Raw genomic sequence first — 18,549 nt, forward strand, 5'->3', positions numbered from 1 at the left:
TGCTTTCTCCTTTGCCGTGGCTCGCGGTCAGCAGATGCGCGGCAGCGGCTGGCCGGCGAGCGGTTCGAGCAGCCGGGAGCCGCCGATGCCGGTGGTGAGGCTGACCCGCCCACCGGTCCGACTCTCGCCCACCCAGCCGATCAGGGCACCGTCCCGGCCCTCGGGCAGGCGGCGGATGATCTGCAAAATCTCCTCGGCCCGATCGCGGTCGCACACCACGATGCACTTGCCCTCGTTGGCCAGGTAGAGCGGATCGAGACCGATCAACTCGCAGGCGGTGCCGACCGCGGGCCGGATCGGCAACCGCTCTTCCTCGATGGCGATATCCACCCCGGAGGCCGCGGCGATTTCGCACAAGGTGGTGGCCAGGCCGCCCCGGGTCGGATCGCGCAGCACATGGACCTCGCCGGCATCGTTTTCGAGCAGGGCGCCGACCAGACGGTGCAGCGGCCGGGTATCGCTGGCGATGTCGCCGCCGATGTCGATGCCGGCCTGACGGCTCATGATGGTGATGCCATGGTCGCCCAGGGTGCCGGAGAGGATGACCGCGTCGCCCGGCTGGGCCTTCTTGCCCGAGATGTCGTGCCGGTGCGAGGCCAGGCCGATGCCGGTGGTGTTGATGAACAGCCCGTCCGCCTTGCCCCTGGGCACCACCTTGGTATCGCCGGTGACCACGGCCACCCCGGCCGCCTCGGAGGCGGCGGCCACGGAGGCGATCACCTTTTCCAGACTATGCAGGGAAAACCCCTCCTCGATGATCAGGGCCAGGCTGAGGGCCAGCGGCCGGGCGCCGCGCATGGCCAGGTCGTTGATGGTGCCGTGCACGGCCAGGCAACCGATGTCGCCGCCGGGAAAAAACAGCGGGTCGACCACATAGCTGTCGGTGGACAGGGCGATGCGGCCGGAATATTCGCCGAGCACGGCGCAGTCTTCCAGGTCGCGCAACTGGGGACAGGTCAGGTATTTGAGGAAGAGGTTGCCGATCAGGTTCTGGCTGGCCAGGCCGCCGCTGCCGTGGTCGAGGCTGATGAAGGTGTCCATGCGCAAGCGTTAACAGAATCAAATGGTTGGGCGTTGAAGAAATAAGGTTTTCGATAGCAATTTTTGGCGGGGCCGGATGCCGGGCGGAAAGACGGCCGTATTGTCATATTGTCGGACGGACGGAATCCGCCCCTTGCAAATCCGCCGTGGGCTGAAAGAGCGAAGCAACCCACTGCACCTGGCTTTTCAATCCGAGGTGGCGATGGGCCGCTTCGATGTGCGGCCCCCATCCTGCCTCTGAATCCGGTCCGCTCATGTCCTTGTCACCAAGAAAATACAAAAAGACGAGCCACGCCTCCACCTGGTGCTTCCGAAGAAAATATAAATGGGCGATCCGATTTGCGTACTGGTAATAGCCATCAAGCCAATCCGTGTGAGGTCCGGCGCCAACGACATGTTTTGTTTCGTTACACGCGGCAATTATTTTCTGGCGTGACGAGCTTCCGGCCTGGCAGGTCGATGCCATCTCCGCTGCATGAGCCTTCGCTTCAAACAGAAAGACCCGCTCGTCCCCGTCCGAAGCCAGGGCATCCCATTGCGGACCCCGTTGCGGCCAGAATCCCTTCAGTGCCAAGGCGAGGTGTCCCTGGCCTATGCGATTGAGGAAGTCCGTATCCCCATACTCTGCATAGGCATCTTCGAAGAGCGGTGACAGCCAAACAAGACGCCGGCCGGCCAGTGCGCCAACTTCCTGCAATCGTGAATCAAGAGCGCTTGGATTGTGCTCCACGAGCCGTTGTATCCACTTGAGGCTTCCCCGCGAGCCCGCCGGCTGTTCTACGCGCATTCACACCCTTTCTTGAGCGACACCGATATATCTGTAATACGCCGCGCAGGTGCCCTCGTTGGAGACCATGCAGGGGCCGACTGGCCGCAGGGGCGTGCAGGCTTTGCCGTACAGCGGGCAGTCGGGCGGCAGCATCCGGCCCTTGAGGATCTCGCCGCAACGGCACCCCTTGGGTTCCTGGGCCGGCTGCACGTCGAGGCCCAGCCGGGCGATGCCGTCGAAGCGACGATAGCGCTCCCGCAGGCGCAGGCCGCTGCCGGCAATCGTACCCAGGCCGCGCCATTCGCTGTCCGCCGGTTCGAAAACCCGGTCGATCAGGTCCAGGGCCCGGCCATTGCCCGCGGCGGTTACCGCCCTGGTGTAACAGTTCTCCACGCCGGGCTCGCCTTCGTTGATCTGCCGGACCAGGCTGAGCAGGCCGGCCAGGATGTCGGCCGGTTCGAAGCCGGCCACGGCGCAGGCCAGGCGGGAGCGCTCGGCGAGCGGCCGGTAGGCCTCGCTGCCGATGATGGCGCTGACATGGCCGGGGCAGAGCAGGCCGTCGACCTTGAGCTGCGGATCGCTCATCAGGGCGTCCAGCGCCGCGGGCATGGTCTTGTTGGCCTCGATGACCACGAAATTGGCAATGTCCAGCCGCTCGGCCGCCAAGATGGTGGCGGCGATGGTCGGCGCCGTGGTCTCGAAGCCGATAGCCGGGAAGAGCACGATCCGCTCGGGCTGCCGTTGCGCCAGGGCCAGGGCGTCCATGGGCGAATAGACGATCTCCACCTGGGCGCCCTGGGCGCGGGCACAGGCCAGCGAGCGCGTGGAGCCCGGCACCCGGATCAGATCGCCGAAGGTGGCGACGGTCACCCGGTCCAGGTCGGCGGCGGCAAGAAAGGCGTCGATGTGGCGGATCGGGGTGACGCACACCGGGCAGCCCGGCCCGGACAGGAGCGTGATCCCCTCGGGCAGCAGCGAGCGGATGCCGTGACGGAAAATCGACATGGTGTGGGTGCCGCAGACCTCCATGATCCGCACCGGCCGCTCCAGGCAGCGGGCGATCTCGGCCACCAGCGGCGCCGTCACCTCCCGGCTGCGGAATCCGTCGGCAAGGTTCACCGCACCGCTCCGGGCGCGCCGCCGTCCTGATCCAGCATCGCGGCCATGCGCCGCATCAGTTCGAGGTTGTACTCGGCCTCTTCGACGGTCAGGGTGCGGATGGCGAAGCCGGCGTGGATGATCACGTATTCGCCCACCGTGGGCATGCGGTCGGCCATCTCCAGGCGGATGGCCTTGCGCACCCCGTCGCTTTCCACCAGGGCCACCGGCGGATCGAGCACCTCGTCGCTGCCGCCCTCAAGGGCGACCACCTGCATGGGAATGGCTAAGCACATGAAAAACCTCCGATATAAGCCTGCCCCAGGGCGATGCCGCCGTCGTTCATCGGCACCAGTTCGCCGCCGTGCGCCGTGAATCCGGCCCGGCGCAGCCGGCCGGCCAGGGTTTCGTAAAGCAATTGATTCTGCATGCAGCCGCCGGCCAGGACCACCGCCTCCAGTCCGGTCTGCCGCCGCCCGCGCACAAGGGCTGCTTCCAGGGAGGCGGCCAGCCAGAGATGAAAGCGGCGGGCCAGCACCGGCAGCGGCACGCCCGCCCGAAGATCGCGACAGAGCAGGTCGGCCAGGTGGGCGCTGCCGATCACCGTGACGCCATCCTCTTCGTCCAGGACCACCGGATAGTCTGACGTGGCCTCGGCATCCGTGGCCAGGCCGGCCTGGCGTTCGAGGAGCATGGCGGCCTGGCCCTCGTAGCTGCTGGTCAGGCACAGGCCCAGCAGGGCCGAGACCGCGTCGAACAGGCGGCCGCAGCTCGAGGTGAGCGGAGCGTTCACCCCCTTGGCCAGCATCTGGGCGATGACCTCCCGCCGGGCAGGGTCGATGGCCCGCAGAGCGACAGGCAGGTGCGGCCCGGCGAGGCCATCCGGACCCAGGCCCCGATACAGCAGGGCCAGGCCCATGCGCCAGGGTTGTGTCGCGGCCCGGTCGCCGCCGGGCAGGGGCAGATGGGCCAGCCGGGCCAGGCGAACAAAACCGCTGCGATCGGCCCGGTAGAGTTCGCCACCGAAGACCGTGCCGTCGCCGCCAAAGCCGGTGCCGTCGAGGACCAGGCCCAGCACCGGCCCATCGAGCCCGTGCTCGGCCATGACCGCGCCGATGTGGGCGTGATGGTGCTGCACCTCGCGGCAGTCCGCGGTCCGGCCGTGGGCGTAGCGGGAACTGAGGTAATCGGGATGGCGGTCGCAGGCGACGCGCTCCGGCGCCACTTCGAGCGCGGCCTGGAGATGGTCGATGCTCTCCCGGAAAAAGTCGAACTGCACCGTCCCGGTCAGCTCGCCGATGTGCTGGCTGAGATAGGCCTCACCGCCGCGGACGATACAGAAGGTGTTCTTCATTTCGCCGCCGCAGGCGAGGATGTCGGCTGTCGGCCGGCGCAGGGCCACCGGCACCGGCGAATAGCCGCGCGCCCGCCGCAGCAGCCGGATGCGGCCGTCCACGATCCGGGCCACCGAGTCGTCCACCCTGGTGACGATGTCCCGGTTGTGGAGCAGGAAGAAATCGGCCAGCCCGCGCAGCCGCGTGAGCGCCTCCTCGTTGCCGGTGCAGATCGGCTCGTCGCTGCGGTTGCCGCTGGTCATCACCAGCACCGAAGGCGAGGCCGGCTCGCTGAGCAGCAGGAGGTGGAGCGGCGTGTAAGGCAGCATCACGCCGATATGGTCCAGACCGGGGGCGACGCCCTCGGCAAGGCCAGAGCGATCTCGCCGGGCCACGAGCACGATCGGGTGCTCCGGCGCGGACAGCAGCGCGGCTTCCTCATCACTCAAATGGCAGTACCGGCGGGCCGTGGCCAGATCGCGGACCATGATGGCCAGCGGCTTGGCCGGCCGGTTTTTGCGCAGCCGCAGCGTGGCCACCGCCTGTTCCGAGCCGCCGTCCACGGCCAGATGAAAGCCACCCAGTCCCTTGATGGCCACCACCCGGCCCGCGGCCAGGGCCCGGGCCGCTTCGGCAAGGCCATCGCCCGGCAGGAGCCGCCCTGCGCCGTCGTGCCAGCTCAATTGCGGCCCGCAGACCGGGCAGGCATTGGGTTGAGCGTGGAAACGGCGATCGAGCGGGTCATGGTATTCGCGGCGGCACGCCTCGCACATGGGAAAGTGCCGCATCGAGGTGTTGGGCCGGTCGTAGGGAATCCGCTCGACAATGGTGAACCGCGGCCCGCAGTTGGTGCAGTTGGTGAAAGGGTAGCGGAAGCGGCGGTCGGCCGAATCGAGGATGTCACGACGGCAGTCGGCGCACAGGGCGATATCCGGGGCGATCTGGGTGGAGGGTCGCGCTCCGTGTTGGCTGGGGAGAATGCGGAAGGTCGTTTCGCCGGGCAGGCAATCGGCGCGGCTGGTCTCGATGCGGCCGATCCGGGCCATGGGCGGGGCTTCGGCGCGCAAGGCCGCGGCAAAGTCATCGACCGCCCCGGCCGGACCGCCGATGTGGATGGCAACGCCGTCGCTGTTGTTGGCCACGGTGCCGACCAGTCCGTGCCGCAGGGCCAGCCTGTAGACAAACGGCCGGAACCCGACCCCCTGCACAATACCGTGAACGGAGATATGCAGGGCCTGGAGCGGCTGAGAGGCGGATTGCGGGGCCACGATCATGGCATCCTGTGCCCAAAAAGAAAGAGGGAACTCGCCAGCGTCAATATTCCTGCCACGTGCGCCACTCTAGCAAGGAACCATGCTTTGCACCACTACTATTTCATGGCCGTACATCACGCCTAGTTTGCACAAAAAACAGTCGGACAGCATTGCTCCCCTCAGGAATCGGCCTCGGCCTGCCGCTGGATCTCCCGGTAGCGTTTCGAGGAGACCACTTTCTGCTTTTCCAGGTCCTCGATCTCCTCGCGGCTGAGATGGATGAGGCCGCATACCGGGCAGCTCAGGTCCATGTCGTCGTGGGCGGCCCGCTGCTTCAGCTCGTCGGCGGTCATGTGGCCGACAAAGCCGCAGGCGCAGTTCGGGGCCTCGACCCGGACCAATCTTTTGTTCTTCCGATCTTTCTTTTCGTACACAGCCCACCTCGTGGCAAAGACAGCAGCAGGAGTCAGCGGTGCAGGGTCCGCAGGACCGTGCCGCGATGATCGATGAGGGTGACCGAGAGTGGCAGCCCGCCATCCAGGCGGTGCGTGGCGCAGGAAATTCAGGGGTCGTAGGCGCGCACCGCCATCTCGATCCGGTTGAGCAACTCGGCGTCGATCTCGCCCTCGGCGACGAGGCCGGCCGCGGCCCGGCGGACGCTCAGGTTCATCGGCGCGATGTTGTGGGTGGTGCCCACGATCAGGTTGGCGCGGGTGATGCAGCCGTCGTCGTCGGTGGTGTAGTCGTGGATCAGGGTGCCGCGCGGCGCCTCGACATGGCCGACGCCCCTGCCCGCCCGCGGTTCGGCCGGGGTGCGGACCACAGGGTCGATGATCCGCGCATCCGCCAGCAACTCCAACACGCGCTCGCAGGCGTAGACCAACTCGATCAGCCGGGCCCAATGGGCCAGCAGGGTCCCCTGGGCCGGCCGGCCGAATCGGGCGCGGAAGGCTTCCAGCTCGGCCTGGGCACGGGGCGTGGCGATGCGGTCGCAAACGTTGAGCCGGGCCAGGGTGTTCACCCGGTAGACTCCCCTGGGGGCCTCGGGGTCCAGGGAAAACCCCTCGTTCCAGGCGCGGGCATAAACCATCTTGGCCGTGGACCAGGGTTCGACCCGTTCCGCCAGATGCCGGGCATAGTCCGCAGCCGCAAATTCGCTGGTGGCGCCGTCGGGCCGCATCAGGCGGAGCACGCCGTCATAGAACCGCAGGTTTCCCTGCCCGTCCACCGTGCCGAGGAACCCGGTGGCGATCGTGCCCAGCGCCAGATCGTCGTCCTCGAACCGGGCAAAGACCTTTTCCCTGGCATAGTCCAGGGCCCGGCAGGCGAAGTCGAGCAGGGCTTGGCCGCCCGCCTGCAAGTCCCGGAGCTCCGCCTCGCTCATCGGCTTGGCAAAGCCGCCGACCACCGCGGCCACCGGATGGATGGCCTTGCCGGCAAACCGCTCCAGCATGGTCTGGCCCAACTGCCGCATCCGGACCACCTCGGCGGCCAGCTCGGGCTCCCGGCGCGCCAGCCCCATGATGGTGCGCGCCGCATAGTCGCCTGCCGCGCCGAGCAGGAAATCCGGGGCGGCGAGAAAGAAGAAATGGAGAATTTTATCGTGAACGTGCGCCAATACCTGGCACAGTTCGCGTAAAAGATGACCGGCGGGCGGCGGCGTGGCGGCGAAGCAGTTGTCGATGGCCTTGGCCGCCGCCAGATGGTGCATCCAGGGGCAGATGCCGCAGATCCGGCTGACGATCCGGGGGATCTCCTCGGCCGGCCGGCCGACGACGAATTGCTCGAAGCCGCGCAGGGCGGCGATGTGCAGTCGGGCATCGGCCACCCGGCCGGCGTCGTCGAGATGGATGTCGATGCGGGCGTGCCCTTCGATGCGGGTCACCGGCTGGATGCTGATCACCTGGGTCATGGCGTACTGTTATGACACTTTCTTCTGCTGCGGTTACTCTTGTGCGGGGTGGTGTCCCGTTTCCCAGCCATGGTCATCGTCGTTTCTCCGGCGGCTTGAGCAGGCCGTGGGCCCCGCTGAACCGCAGCAGGGACCGCCGGTCGACGATGGCCCGATGGTCGATGCCGTTGCTGGCCAGGGCATTGAGCATGTCGAGCAATTGATTGCCGTTGCGCCGCACCGGGCCGTAGCAGCCCCGGCAGGGAACCCGGGCGCGGATGCACAGCGGTGTCTCTCCGCCGCCGCAACCGCCGACCGTCACCGGTCCCATGCACAGCAGCCCCTGTTCGAGCAGACAGCGCATCGAGCCGATCGGTTCGCCGGGATCATATTCGGCGTTGGCGAGAAACCGCCGCACGGTCCGCTGGCCCTTGCCGGTACGGATCGTGGGGCAATGCTCGCACACGCTCTTTTCGGTCAGCTGCGGCTGCTCTCCGGCCAGCAGGGCCTCGATCACCCCAACAATCGTCTCCGGCCGGGGCGGGCAGCCGGGCAGGAACAGATCCACCGCCACCTGCTCGTCGATGCCGTAGACCCGGTCCAGGAAGGACGAACCATCGAATGCACTTGAACATTCACCTTCATCTTCAGGAAAAACCGTGCGTAGTGTCTGGTCGACCGTCCATTGGTTGCGCAGGGCGGGAATGCCGCCGTGGGTGGCGCAGGTACCGAAGGCAACCAGGGTTTTGCAGCTTTCGCGCATGGTCCGCAGCAGCGCCAACTGCTCCCTGCTGGCCACCCCGCCCGACACCAGGCCGATCTCGGCCCGGGGCAAATCGAAGCCCGCCCCTGCCCTGTCCCCGTATTTGTGATCCATGAGCAGGGGAAAGTGGACGATGCTCACCCGGTCGAGCAGGCCGAGGAGGCGGTCGCCGCAGTTCAACAGCGCCATCTCGCAGCCGGCGCAGGCGTGCAGCCATTCGCAGCTCAACCGGGGACGCGCCTGGTCGCTCATCGTTTACGCCTCTTCCCCGGCCGCATCGGCAGCTTCGGCCGTGGCCGGCGCCCGCAGGGCGCACAACCGCGCGCTCATGGCCCGGAACGCCTCGGCCAGCCGCTCCGGCTCGGACGACGACACCCAGGTGAGCTGAAACCGTTCGGCGGCGATACCGAGGTCCTCCAGGGTATCGGCGATGATTTCGGCCCGGGCCAGGGCCATCTCGTTGCCCTTGATGTAGTGGCACTCGCCCAAGTGGCAGCCGACGACGATCACGCCGTCGGCCCCCTTGTTCAGGGCATGCAGCACCATTTCCGGATGCACCATGCCCGAGCACATCACCCGGATGATCCGGATCGAGCCGGGATACTGCAGGCGGGAGATGCCGGCCAGATCGGCGGCGGCATAGGAACACCAGTTGCAGCAGAAGGCGAGGATGACCGGCTCCCGGTTCATATCGCCCCCTCCGGCGCCGGCGATTCCAGGGCCGCGTCGATCTGGGCCTCGATCTGGGCGGTGGTGAACCCGGCCACGTCAATGCCGCGTTTGGGGCAGGTACCCTGGCAGATGCCGCAGCCCTTGCAGAGCACGCGGTCCACGGTCACGGTCGTGCGCAGCGTGCCTTCCGAGTCCCTGTATTCCGCCAGCTTGATCGCCCGGTAGGGGCAGACGTCGATGCACAGGGCGCAGTCGTCGCATCGCTCCGGATCGACCAGGGCGATGTTGGGCTCCAGGGCGATCTCCTTGCGCGCCAGCAGCCGGCCCGCCTTGGCGGCGGCGGCCAGGGCCTGGGAGATCGATTCCTCCAGCGGCTTGGGGTAATGGGCCAGGCCGGCGACGAACACGCCGTCGACATGGAATTCCACCGGCCGCAGCTTGGCGTGGGCCTCCTGGAAAAAACCGTCCTTGCTGAGCGGCAGCTTGAACATGTTGGCCAGGGCCACGGCCTCGGGGTTGGCCAGGGTGGCGGCGGCGAGGATGACCATGTCCGCCCGGATCTCCAGGGGCCGGTGGAGCACATGGTCCCACACCTCCACCAGCACGCCGCTGTCCGCCCTCCTGATCCGGGGCGGCCCGTGCTGTTCGTAGTTGATGAACACGATGCCCATCTCCCGGGCCTGGTTGTAGATCCGCTCGCGCTGGCCGTAGGTGCGGATCTCCCGGTACAGGATGTAGATCTGGCGGGAGGGCGCCTCTTTCTTCAGCTTGATGGCGCTCTGGATCGAATGGGTGCAGCAGGATTTCGAACAGTAGGGCCGCTCCTGCGTGCGCGAGCCGACGCACTGGATGAAGACGAAGGATTTGCCGTTGGCCACCCTGGTTTCGTTGTGCATGTGCAGCTTGTCGAACTCGATCGAGGCCACCACCTTGGGAATCTTGCCGTACTCGAACTCCTCGGGGATGTAGCGCTTGGCGCCGGTGGCGATGATGACCGCGCCGTGGTCGATGGTCCGCTTGCGGCTCGAGCCGGTGCGGATCAGGGTGGTGAAGTTGCCCACATGACCGCTGACCGCGGCGACCGTGCTGGTGTAGCTCACCTCGATGCGGGGATGCTGCTGGACCGCCTCCTTCAGTTCCTTGAGAAACCGGGGGACGTGCTCGCCGTTCCAGGTCTGGTACAGGTGCAGGGCATTGCCGCCCAACTGGGTCGTCTTTTCGGTCAGATGGATGCGATAGCCCTGTTCGGCCAGGTTGAGCGCCGCCGTCATGCCGGCCACTCCGCCGCCGATGACCAGGACCGACGGAGTGATGGGGATGCGCAACGGCTTGCGGGCCGTCTGCCGGCGCACCTTGGCCACCGCCATGCGGACCAGATCCTTGGCCTTGGCCGTGGCCGTTTCCGGCTCCTGGCCGTGCACCCAGGCGTTCTGGTTGCGGATATTGGCCATCTCGATCAGGTATTCGTTGATGCCGGCCGACTTGAGGGTCTTGCGGAATAGGGGCTCGTGAGTCCGCGGGGTGCAGGCGGCGACCACGATCCGGTTCAGGCCCTTGTCGCTGATCTGCTGCACCATCAGGTCCTGGGTGTCCTGGGAGCAGGTGAAGAGGTTGCGGGCCACATGCGCCACCTGCGGCAGGGTGGCGGCATAGGCGGCCACCTCCTCGACATCGACCACGCCGGCGATGTTGGTGCCGCAGTGGCAGATGAACACGCCGATGCGGGGTTCCTGCCGGCTGACATCCTGTTCCGGCGGAGGCGGCAGGGTGCGGGTCTGGGTGTGGCGGACCGGGTTGAGCAGGGCCGAGACGCTGGCCGCCGCCGCCGAACCGCCGATCACCGACTGGGGGATGTCGCGTGGACCGTTGAAGGCGCCGCAGGTGAAGATGCCCTTCTGGGAGGTATGGACCGGCATGAAGGCCGAGATCGAGGCGAACCGGTCCGGGGTCATGTGGATGCCGATCTTCTCGGCCAGCCGGACCATGGCATCGGGCGTTTCCAAGCCCACCGACAGCACCACTAGGTCGACGGTTTCCTCCACCTGCTTGCCGTGGGCATTGATATAGTGCAGGCGCAAATCACCCTTGTTGCCCTTGGGCTCGACCCCGTGGATGCGGGAGCGGACGAAACGGACACCGTATTCGGTGCGGGCCCGTTCGTAATAGCGCTCGAACTCCTTGCCCGGGGTGCGCATGTCCATGTAGAAGATGGTCACCTCCACCTCCGGATAAGCCTCCTTGATGGTCAAGGCCTCCTTGATGGCGTACATGCAGCAGACCGTCGAGCAGTATTCGTTGTTGCAACGGTTCCTGTCGCGGCTGCCGACGCACTGCAGAAAGGCGATCCGCTGCACCGGCTTGCGGTCCGAGGGACGGGCGAGGACGCCGCCGGTGGGGCCGCCCGGCGACAGGAAGCGTTCGAACTGGAGCGAAGTGACCACGTTGGGATAGAGACCGTAGCCCCAGGCCCTGGTCTTGCCGGGGTCGAAGGGCTGGAAACCGAGCGCCATGATCACCGCCCCCACCCGGAGGTCGTGCTCGCGGCCGAGGTCGGTGAAATCGATGGCGCCGGGCGGGCAGATTTCGGCGCAGATTCCGCATTTCTCCGGGTGCTGCAATCGGATGCAGGCCTCGGGATCGATCTGGTACTTGAGTGGCACCGCCTGCGGATATTTGATGTAGATGGCCTTGCGCTTGGCCATGAAGATGTTGAACGAATCGTCGACGCTCCTGGGACAGCGGCTGCTGCACTGGCCGCAGGCGATGCATTTGGCCGGATCGACATACCGGGGATGTTCGAGCACCCGCACCGTGAAGTTCCCCGCCTTGCCCGTGATGTCGATCACCGTCGACAGGGTCATGATGCGGATGTTGGGGTGGCGGCCACACTCGACCAGCTTGGGCGAGATGATGCACATGGCGCAGTCGTTGGTGGGAAACACCTTGTTGTACTGGGGCATGGCACCGCCGATGGCCCCGGTTTTCTCCACCAGGTACACGAAATAGCCGGAATCGGCGAGGTCGAGCGCCGCCTGCATCCCGGAGATGCCGCCGCCCACCACCAGGACCGCCCCGATCATGGTCCGTTCAGGCATGGCGCGCCTCGTTCCCGCCTTGCGGCGTCATGCTCAGGGCATTGGCCACCAGTTCCCAGAGGAACTGGACCTCGACATTGAGGTTGAACTCACGGTTGAGCGAAAAGCGGATCTGGTCGCGGCAGTTGATGCAGGAGGTGACCACCAGCTTGGCGCCGGAGGCACCGATCTGGCGGGCCTTGATCCGGCCGTGAAAAACCCGTTCGGCCCCGAAGGGATCGGCCCAGGCCCCGCCGCCGGCGCCGCAGCAGTAGCCTTCCTCCCGGTCCGGAACGAGATCGACGTAGCGCGTGCAACAGGCCCGGGTCAGGGTGCGGGCCTCCTCGAAGTAGCCGTGGCCGAAGGTCTTGAGCGAGTGGCGGCCGTAGTGGCAGGAGTCGTGGAAGGTGGTCAGCTTGGTCTGGCTGGCGGGATCGAGCCGGATCCTGCCCTCGTTGAGATATTCGAGCAGAAGGTCGAACACCGTGTACATCTTGAACTGTTGCAGGGATTCGGGAAACCAGCGCTCCAGGGCGTAGCGGGTGGCGTAGTAGGCATGGCCGCATTCGGGCAGGAGCAGGGCCGTGCAGTTGAGCCGCTCGATATTGTCGATGATCCGTTTGACGATGGTGCGCATGGCGCTGTAGTCGCCGGCATGGAGGCCCCAGTTGAGCCCCTCCCAATATTCGGAGGAGATGGTCCAGGATTCGCCGGCGGCGTACAGGATTTTCCACCACCAGGTCATGGCCTCCGGTTCGGCGAACGGCAGCTTCGAGTTGACCGTCACCAGGAGCCGGGCGCCACGCGCGTCGATGGGGGTGACAAAACCGGGGCAGGAGGTCTGGGCCAGTTCCTCGCCCATTTCCCTGGCCAAGGCGAGGAAATCGTCCTTGGGGATGCCGAGATTGTTGCCTTTTTCCAGACAGGTGACCACTCCCTTGCGGATGGCCGCCGGAATCTTGTCCCGCTCGCAACGCGCCCGGATCTGCCGCAGCAGTTGCACGATCTCGACGTTCATCGGGCAGACCGCCTCGCATTTGCCGCACAGGGTGCATTTCCACGGCCAGCCGCTCGCCACCAGTTCCTCCTCCAGGCCCAGAAACGCCATGCGCACGATCTTGCGCGGATCGAGGTCATCGACCCCGGCGATGGGACAGGCGCCGGCGCAGGAACCGCAGGTGAGGCAGATATCGGCCAGGGCCGGCGAGGTATGCAGGGGGTTGGTCTTCACGCCCAGGCGGACGGGCACCGGGGCGGAGACGGGGGATCGCGGCGCGGCCGCGGACTCGCCGGCAGCCGCGACATCGGGCACGAAACGCGGCTCCCGGTTGTATTTGTCGCAGAGCCGCTTGTAATCCTCCCACTGGATCAGGTAGCGGCGGCCCGGCCCCTCCTGGGCCGGCAAGACGCCGGAATTGATCCAGTTGCGGATGGTGTTGCGGTGCACCCCGAATTCTTCCGCCAAATCGTTGACTTTCGTCTCGTAGATCATGGCGCGGCCGTCTCCGGGGCAAGAAGATAGGGGGCAACAAGGGCCATGATCCGGGCGCAGGCCCCGTCGACGGCGGCCCGGACCCGCGGCGACAGGCCAGGAGCGCACAGCGCGGCCGGCTGGTCGATGCCGGCCAGAAGGAGCACGACCTCGATGCCCGTCTCCTCCGCCAGTTCCCGCAAAAGATTGACCGTGGGGAACTGGTGCAGGGAAAAATCGTGGATCTTGGGCGCGGGCAAATCTGCGGGCGTGCACCGCCTCACCTGGCCGATCCTGCCGTTCTGGCCCGGAGCGGCATCGACGACGATCAACAGAACGGGCCGCAACTCAGGCGCCAGCAAATAGTCGAGCAGATATTCGCGGATGGCGGTGCCGGCGTCGATCAGGCGGATCGTTGCCGGCAGGCCGGCCCCTGCCAATTGCTCGATCACCGCCGGGCCGAAGCCGTCGTCGCCGAGCAGGATGTTGCCACAGCCGAAAATGGCCACCAACGGCGGATCGAACCGGGCTTGCCTGTTGTGCGAGATGTGCATAATGTCGGCATTATGCCATTGTTCTTTCGCGTTCCGCAAGGGCAAAATCGGGGCGCGCCCGTTTTCCGCCCGAGGCGGCCGGCGCAGGCACTGCATGGAACCGACCCGATGGGGGAGATGCTATGGCAAACCGCCCCCTGGCCCAGCAGCAAACAGGGGAGCGGCAAGAAGTGAGATTGGACGCCGGAAACGCCAAGCTGCGGACCTCTCTGCCTAACCTGCAATAAGGAAAGAGGAGCATCGGGAAGATGACCTGCATCGAACCGGAAGCCGGGCGAGCGGCACGCAAATGGCCCTGTTCCCTGTTGCCTGTTGACAGCAAGCCTGCTATGAATCGGAATCATTTCTTCACCTTCACCATCCGGTATCGCCATGAACATCAGGGAGCAACTGGCCATTCCCAGACAACAGCCGCGCGAACTCAATCCCAGGGAGCGGATTGACAATTTCGACGAAGTTTCAAAAGGGTTCGACGAGCAGACCGCCCTGGTCGAGGCCCGGCGCTGCCTCCAGTGCCGCAAGCCGCTGTGCGTGCTGGGGTGTCCGATCGGCAACGACATCCCCCGCTTCATCGACCTCCTCCGCCAGCGCAAATTCGAGGAAGCCTACTGGACCATCCGGGAAACCAGCTCCATGCCCTCGATCTGCGGCCGGGTCTGTCCCCACGAATTCCAGTGCGAGGGTGCCTGCATCAGGGGCAAGAAGGACGCGCCCGTGGCCATCGGCCTGCTGGAGCGCTTCCTCGCCGACTGGATGATCATCAACGGCAAGAACCTCTCGCCGCGCTGCGCCCCGAAAAACGGGATCAAGGTGGCGGTCATCGGCTCGGGGCCGGCCGGGATCACCGTGGCCCATTCGCTGGCGCACAAGGGCTACAGCTGCACCGTGTTCGAATCGCTGCCGGTGTTCGGCGGCATGCTCAGCGTCGGCATCCCCAATTATCGCCTGCCGCGCAACATCATCGGCGCCGAGCTCTATGCCCTGCAGCAGTGCGGGGTCAACGTCAAGACCGGCATCACCGTGGGGAGCGACCTGACCCTGTCCGAACTGCACGAGCAAGGGTTCGCCGCCGTGTTTCTGGGGATCGGCGCCTATGAGAGCCGCCGGCTCGGGCTCGAAGGGGAACTGGAAACCAGAGGGGTCATGTCCGGCATCGACTATCTGAACCAGATGCTCACCGGCCGGGAGATCGCCCTGGGCGACAGGGTGGTGGTGATCGGCGGCGGCAACGTGGCCATCGACGTGGCGCGGGTGGCCCTGCGCTCGGGCTGGAAGGAGGTGACCATCGTCTATCGCCGCACCCGCGAGGAGATGCCGGCCTCGATGGTGGAGATCACCCATGTCGAGGAGGAAGGCGTCCGCCTGCTACTGCTGGCGGCGCCGATGCGTATCCTGAGCGAGAACGGCCAGTTGACCGGGGTGGAATGCATCCGGATGCAGCCGGGCGAGCCGGACCGGAGCGGCCGGCGGCGGCCGGTGCCGATCGAGGGGTCTAATTTCCTCCTGGAGGCCGATGCCCTGATCGCCGCCGTCGGCCAGAAGGTGATCCCGGTGCACGACGAGACCGTGCCGGTGGCAGTGACGCCGCAGGGCACCTATGTGGTCGATCCGGTCACCCTGCAGACCAGCGTGGAGTGGATCTTTGCCGGCGGCGATACCGTGCTCGGCCCGCAGACCGTCGCCAAGGCGGTTTGCCAGGGACTGGATGCCGCCGAATCCATGCATCGCTACCTGCAGGGGTTGTTCTGAGCGATTCCGGGCCGGCGGCCTGTGCTCAAGTGTAGGCCTCGCTGTAGATGCGGGCGTCGGGACAGAGCTGATCGAGCAGCAGGGTCATGTCGGTGACCATGGCCCGGGAGCCGCAAAGATAGAAATCGTATTGTCCCGGTTCAAGGTGGCGTGCGACATAGTCGGTCACGCGGCCCCAATGCAGGCCGGTCAGGTTGATCGCCTGGTCCGGCACGCCGGAAAGACAGGGGATGGAACGGCCGGCGGCGCGACTCAGTTCATGCCGGAAAAAGAGACCGGCAGGGGTCCTCGCCCCCTGGATCATCGTGAAACCGGCGATGCCGGCGGCCGCCATGGCCACGAAGGGAGCGACGCCCACCCCGTTGGCCACGAAGACCACTGCCCGGTCCGTCGGCCGGTAGGTGAGATAGCCCTTTGCCCTGCTCATGCGCAGAGCGGTTCCCGGCGGCAGACCGGACAGAACGCCGCTCAACCTGCCGTCCGCGACCCGCTTGATCAGAAAGCGCAGGTCCGGGGCGTCCGGCGGCGAGATGAGCGTGTATTCCCGTTCTTCCCCGTCGAGCGCCAGCGTGACGTGCTGCCCTGCCTGAAAGCTGAATCCGACGGGCCGGTCGCAGGTCAGGACGAAGGTGTCCCCGTTCAGCCACTCCCTCGCCGTCACTGCCACCGTGTGGAGGGGTGACGTTGCCCCGATCATTTTTTCCAGGTCGTGTCGGCGGTTCCCAGTACCTTGTTGAGATAGCGGGCAAGCACGAAGAGATAATCGGACAGCCGGTTGAGATAAACCTGGATGGCGGCCAGTTCGGCACCGTTGCCATTGGCCGATTCGATCAGATTGGTCAGCCGCCGCTCGCAGCGCCGGCACACGGTTCTGGCCACATGCGCCCAAGCCGCCACCGGCTGGCCGCCGGGCAGGATGAATTCCTTCAATTCCGGCAGGACCTCCGACAGGGCGTCGATCCGCTTTTCAATATCCTTGGCGGCGGTTTCGGGCAATGGGCTGAGATAGGCCGTGGCGGATGAATCCGGGGTGGTGGCCAGCCAGGCACCGGCAAGAAACAGGGTGGACTGCATTCCTTCCAGATCGTTTTGCACCGCCTGTTCACCATCCGGAAGCAGCGCTGCGAGAACGCCCAGGAACGAGTTGAGTTCGTCGAGATCGCCGTAGGCCTCGATGCGAACATGATGTTTGGGCACGCGCTCGCCTGAAAAGAGACTGGTTTTCCCTTTGTCGCCACCGCCGGTGTACACTTTCATCGGACCACTCCTCTCCTTGTTGACCGTGTTGAAATTGCCGGATGTTCTCTGTCCACGCGCCCAGATACAGACCGTCCATGGCTCGGCAGGTCGTTTGTCGTCGATGGTGCCGGGGCCGCACCCCGGGGTTCGCGCTTTTCCGGCAAAGCCATGGAATCCGAAGGCCGTTCGGGGAGTTGTACCCGAAAACAGACTTCGCCACAAGAGCCTTGGGCCGACCTCCGGCTCGCGGCTCGCACCGACAGCCGCCCCGCCTTTGCCTCGTCATGGCTATCTGAAGAGAGTGTCGGTTGCCATGTCCATTGTCGGGAGACGCAAGGCGTCCATCTTGGGGGAGGCTTCTCTCGGGCCGGTTTTTTCCCGATTTTTTTCGCCATGGCCACCGAAATTCTGAAGGGGCGAGGCGTTGGCCGGCGATGGCGGCCGAGACGAATCAAACTCCGGACGGCAGCTTGATCTGCATCATCTGCCTTCTGTCGATCCTGCCCCCATCCACGATAAAGGTACCATCGCCAACGGCATGAAGGGTCCTTTTTTCTCCTCGCGAACCGTCAAAATACGCGGCAACACCCTCCATCACGATGATGTTGTGCCTGTTAACGATATCGACAACCCTGCATTCGATATTCGCCAGACACTCCTTGATCAACGGCGCCCGGACATGCTTGGCCTTCAGAGGGGTGAACCCGAACGTTTCAAACTTGTCCGTGTCCGATCCCGAGCATGTTCCCACCCCCACAACCTGATCGATCAAATCCACGGTCGGAATGGCAAGCACACACTCCCTTGTCTTTGCAAGCGCGGTATACGAGTAGTTCCACATCCCCGTGGTCATGGCAAAAACCGGTGAGAATTCCATTACCATGGTCCAGGAAATAGTCATTATGTTGTCCTTCTTGCCGTCATTTGTGGTGACAAGGACAACCGGTCCCGGTTCTATCAATGTGAATGCCCTGCTCAGCTGGAGCTCTTCCATTGCCGCCTCCCTCGATCAAAGTTAAGGTCTGCAAGAACATGCGAGTCAACGGAATTGACCGTCTCCCCACGCCCGACATCCCTTCCCCGGATAAAAAGGAACCAAACATCTGAACGGAACAGGATATTTTTCCTCAGTTGCGATCACCTGTTTTGAAGAGGTATCCCAATCATAACGGAAATACAAACTGTTTCTCAACGGGATGACAACTGGCACAGTGCCTGCTGAACACTGCCGGTTGCCTCCGACATACTCCCATCTGAACTCAATTTTCTGGTGCGCCAGGCGAAGTCTGGCTGATCTTGTAAGCTGAAAGGAGCTTACCATAGTCGACCGTGAAAAACTCTCAGCGAGTTGAAATATATAGATAAAAACTGAAAAATATATCACTATAAATTGCAGGATATAGTACTTTTCTCCTTCAATTTCTGGTGATTTTCGATGCAGCCAAAGAAGCAGATTTCCAGTCCCCAGCTGGACATGTTCCGTAACCGCTTGGAGAGCATTCTCAACCGCCGGCATGAATTGTATCGACTGAGCGGGCTGATTGACTGGGGAGTGTTCGAACGCGAGTTTGGCAAGCTGTACTCTGAGGAAGGCCGGCCGGGGATCCCGATACGTTTGCTGGTGGGCCTGACCTACCTGAG

Annotated in this window: 17 protein-coding genes; 2 read left to right on the forward strand and 15 right to left on the reverse strand. The window is 65.0% G+C overall.

Features of this window, described 5'->3' with window-relative positions; genetic code table 11:
• Positions 1 to 27: 27 nt before the first annotated feature.
• From hypE to Q362_RS20295, 12 genes are all read right to left on the reverse strand, one after another.
• Positions 28 to 1,041, reverse strand: coding sequence for a hydrogenase expression/formation protein HypE (gene hypE / locus Q362_RS0111210; protein WP_028318770.1), 1,014 nt, complete (start codon positions 1,039 to 1,041; stop codon positions 28 to 30).
• Positions 1,042 to 1,144: 103 nt separating this feature from the next.
• Complete coding sequence (locus tag Q362_RS0111215; protein WP_211248482.1) at positions 1,145 to 1,771, reverse strand: hypothetical protein; 627 nt, start codon at positions 1,769 to 1,771, stop codon at positions 1,145 to 1,147.
• Positions 1,772 to 1,828: 57 nt separating this feature from the next.
• Positions 1,829 to 2,929 carry a hydrogenase formation protein HypD gene (hypD, locus tag Q362_RS0111220; RefSeq protein ID WP_028318772.1) on the reverse strand — a complete coding sequence of 367 codons (1,101 nt, stop codon included), beginning with the start codon at positions 2,927 to 2,929 and terminating at the stop codon, positions 1,829 to 1,831.
• Positions 2,926 to 3,204, reverse strand: a complete 279-nt coding sequence (locus Q362_RS0111225) for a HypC/HybG/HupF family hydrogenase formation chaperone (protein WP_028318773.1) — start codon at positions 3,202 to 3,204, stop codon at positions 2,926 to 2,928. The genes hypD and Q362_RS0111225 overlap by 4 nt, the downstream gene beginning before the upstream one ends.
• A complete protein-coding gene (hypF, locus tag Q362_RS0111230) occupies positions 3,195 to 5,510 on the reverse strand; it encodes a carbamoyltransferase HypF (RefSeq protein ID WP_211248483.1) in 2,316 nt (771 codons plus the stop codon). The genes Q362_RS0111225 and hypF overlap by 10 nt, the downstream gene beginning before the upstream one ends.
• A 164-nt stretch (positions 5,511 to 5,674) precedes the next feature.
• Positions 5,675 to 5,929, reverse strand: coding sequence for a hypothetical protein (locus Q362_RS0111235; RefSeq protein WP_028318775.1), 255 nt, complete (start codon positions 5,927 to 5,929; stop codon positions 5,675 to 5,677).
• Positions 5,930 to 6,057: 128 nt separating this feature from the next.
• A complete protein-coding gene (locus Q362_RS0111240; protein ID WP_028318776.1) occupies positions 6,058 to 7,407 on the reverse strand; it encodes a Ni/Fe hydrogenase subunit alpha in 1,350 nt (449 codons plus the stop codon).
• A gap of 73 nt (positions 7,408 to 7,480) precedes the next feature.
• Complete coding sequence (locus tag Q362_RS0111245) at positions 7,481 to 8,401, reverse strand: NADH-quinone oxidoreductase subunit B family protein (protein WP_028318777.1); 921 nt, start codon at positions 8,399 to 8,401, stop codon at positions 7,481 to 7,483.
• Between the two features lie 3 nt (positions 8,402 to 8,404).
• Positions 8,405 to 8,839, reverse strand: a complete 435-nt coding sequence (locus Q362_RS20285; RefSeq protein ID WP_051554162.1) for a hydrogenase iron-sulfur subunit — start codon at positions 8,837 to 8,839, stop codon at positions 8,405 to 8,407.
• A complete protein-coding gene (locus Q362_RS0111255; RefSeq protein WP_028318778.1) occupies positions 8,836 to 11,916 on the reverse strand; it encodes an FAD-dependent oxidoreductase in 3,081 nt (1,026 codons plus the stop codon). Before Q362_RS0111255 ends, Q362_RS20285 begins: the two co-directional genes overlap by 4 nt.
• Positions 11,909 to 13,387 carry a 4Fe-4S dicluster domain-containing protein gene (locus tag Q362_RS20290; RefSeq protein ID WP_051554165.1) on the reverse strand — a complete coding sequence of 493 codons (1,479 nt, stop codon included), beginning with the start codon at positions 13,385 to 13,387 and terminating at the stop codon, positions 11,909 to 11,911. Before Q362_RS20290 ends, Q362_RS0111255 begins: the two co-directional genes overlap by 8 nt.
• Entirely contained in the window at positions 13,384 to 13,920 is a 537-nt protein-coding gene (locus Q362_RS20295; RefSeq protein ID WP_051554167.1) for a hydrogenase maturation protease, read from the reverse strand. Before Q362_RS20295 ends, Q362_RS20290 begins: the two co-directional genes overlap by 4 nt.
• A gap of 372 nt (positions 13,921 to 14,292) precedes the next feature.
• Here Q362_RS20295 and Q362_RS0111270 point away from each other — a divergent pair, with 372 nt between their 5' ends.
• The gene (locus Q362_RS0111270) at positions 14,293 to 15,669 is read left to right on the forward strand and encodes an NAD(P)-dependent oxidoreductase (RefSeq protein ID WP_028318779.1); all 1,377 of its coding nucleotides are present in this window, start codon (positions 14,293 to 14,295) and stop codon (positions 15,667 to 15,669) included.
• A 25-nt stretch (positions 15,670 to 15,694) separates the two neighbouring features.
• On the opposite strand, the gene Q362_RS0111275 is transcribed toward Q362_RS0111270, so the two are convergent.
• The 3 genes from Q362_RS0111275 to Q362_RS0111285 form a co-directional block, all read right to left on the reverse strand.
• A complete protein-coding gene (locus Q362_RS0111275) occupies positions 15,695 to 16,366 on the reverse strand; it encodes a ferredoxin--NADP reductase (protein ID WP_084312608.1) in 672 nt (223 codons plus the stop codon).
• A complete protein-coding gene (locus tag Q362_RS0111280; RefSeq protein WP_028318781.1) occupies positions 16,363 to 16,926 on the reverse strand; it encodes a cob(I)yrinic acid a,c-diamide adenosyltransferase in 564 nt (187 codons plus the stop codon). The genes Q362_RS0111275 and Q362_RS0111280 overlap by 4 nt, the downstream gene beginning before the upstream one ends.
• A 433-nt stretch (positions 16,927 to 17,359) precedes the next feature.
• A complete protein-coding gene (locus tag Q362_RS0111285) occupies positions 17,360 to 17,902 on the reverse strand; it encodes a flavin reductase family protein (protein ID WP_028318782.1) in 543 nt (180 codons plus the stop codon).
• Positions 17,903 to 18,343: 441 nt separating this feature from the next.
• Between Q362_RS0111285 and Q362_RS0111290 the strand changes: the two genes are divergently transcribed.
• Positions 18,344 to 18,549 (forward strand): transposase (locus Q362_RS0111290; RefSeq protein ID WP_028318783.1); only part of this gene is annotated, 206 nt, incomplete at its 3' end.

This window comes from Desulfobulbus elongatus DSM 2908 (assembly GCF_000621145.1).
In the GTDB taxonomy this organism is placed as follows: domain Bacteria; phylum Desulfobacterota; class Desulfobulbia; order Desulfobulbales; family Desulfobulbaceae; genus Desulfobulbus; species Desulfobulbus elongatus.

Bases quoted from the DNA above. Each gene is read 5' to 3' on its own strand.
- Q362_RS20285 (WP_051554162.1), bottom strand. From the start codon at position 8,839: ATGAACCGGGAGCCGGTCATCCTCGCCTTCTGCTGCAACTGGTGTTCC.
- Q362_RS0111270 (WP_028318779.1), top strand. From the start codon at position 14,293: ATGAACATCAGGGAGCAACTGGCCATTCCCAGACAACAGCCGCGCGAA.
- Q362_RS0111245 (WP_028318777.1), bottom strand. From the start codon at position 8,401: ATGAGCGACCAGGCGCGTCCCCGGTTGAGCTGCGAATGGCTGCACGCC.
- Q362_RS20290 (WP_051554165.1), bottom strand. From the start codon at position 13,387: ATGATCTACGAGACGAAAGTCAACGATTTGGCGGAAGAATTCGGGGTG.
- Q362_RS20295 (WP_051554167.1), bottom strand. From the start codon at position 13,920: ATGCACATCTCGCACAACAGGCAAGCCCGGTTCGATCCGCCGTTGGTG.
- Q362_RS0111225 (WP_028318773.1), bottom strand. From the start codon at position 3,204: ATGTGCTTAGCCATTCCCATGCAGGTGGTCGCCCTTGAGGGCGGCAGC.
- Q362_RS0111275 (WP_084312608.1), bottom strand. From the start codon at position 16,366: ATGATCGGGGCAACGTCACCCCTCCACACGGTGGCAGTGACGGCGAGG.
- hypE (WP_028318770.1), bottom strand. From the start codon at position 1,041: ATGGACACCTTCATCAGCCTCGACCACGGCAGCGGCGGCCTGGCCAGC.
- Q362_RS0111280 (WP_028318781.1), bottom strand. From the start codon at position 16,926: ATGAAAGTGTACACCGGCGGTGGCGACAAAGGGAAAACCAGTCTCTTT.
- Q362_RS0111255 (WP_028318778.1), bottom strand. From the start codon at position 11,916: ATGCCTGAACGGACCATGATCGGGGCGGTCCTGGTGGTGGGCGGCGGC.
- Q362_RS0111240 (WP_028318776.1), bottom strand. From the start codon at position 7,407: ATGACCCAGGTGATCAGCATCCAGCCGGTGACCCGCATCGAAGGGCAC.
- Q362_RS0111285 (WP_028318782.1), bottom strand. From the start codon at position 17,902: ATGGAAGAGCTCCAGCTGAGCAGGGCATTCACATTGATAGAACCGGGA.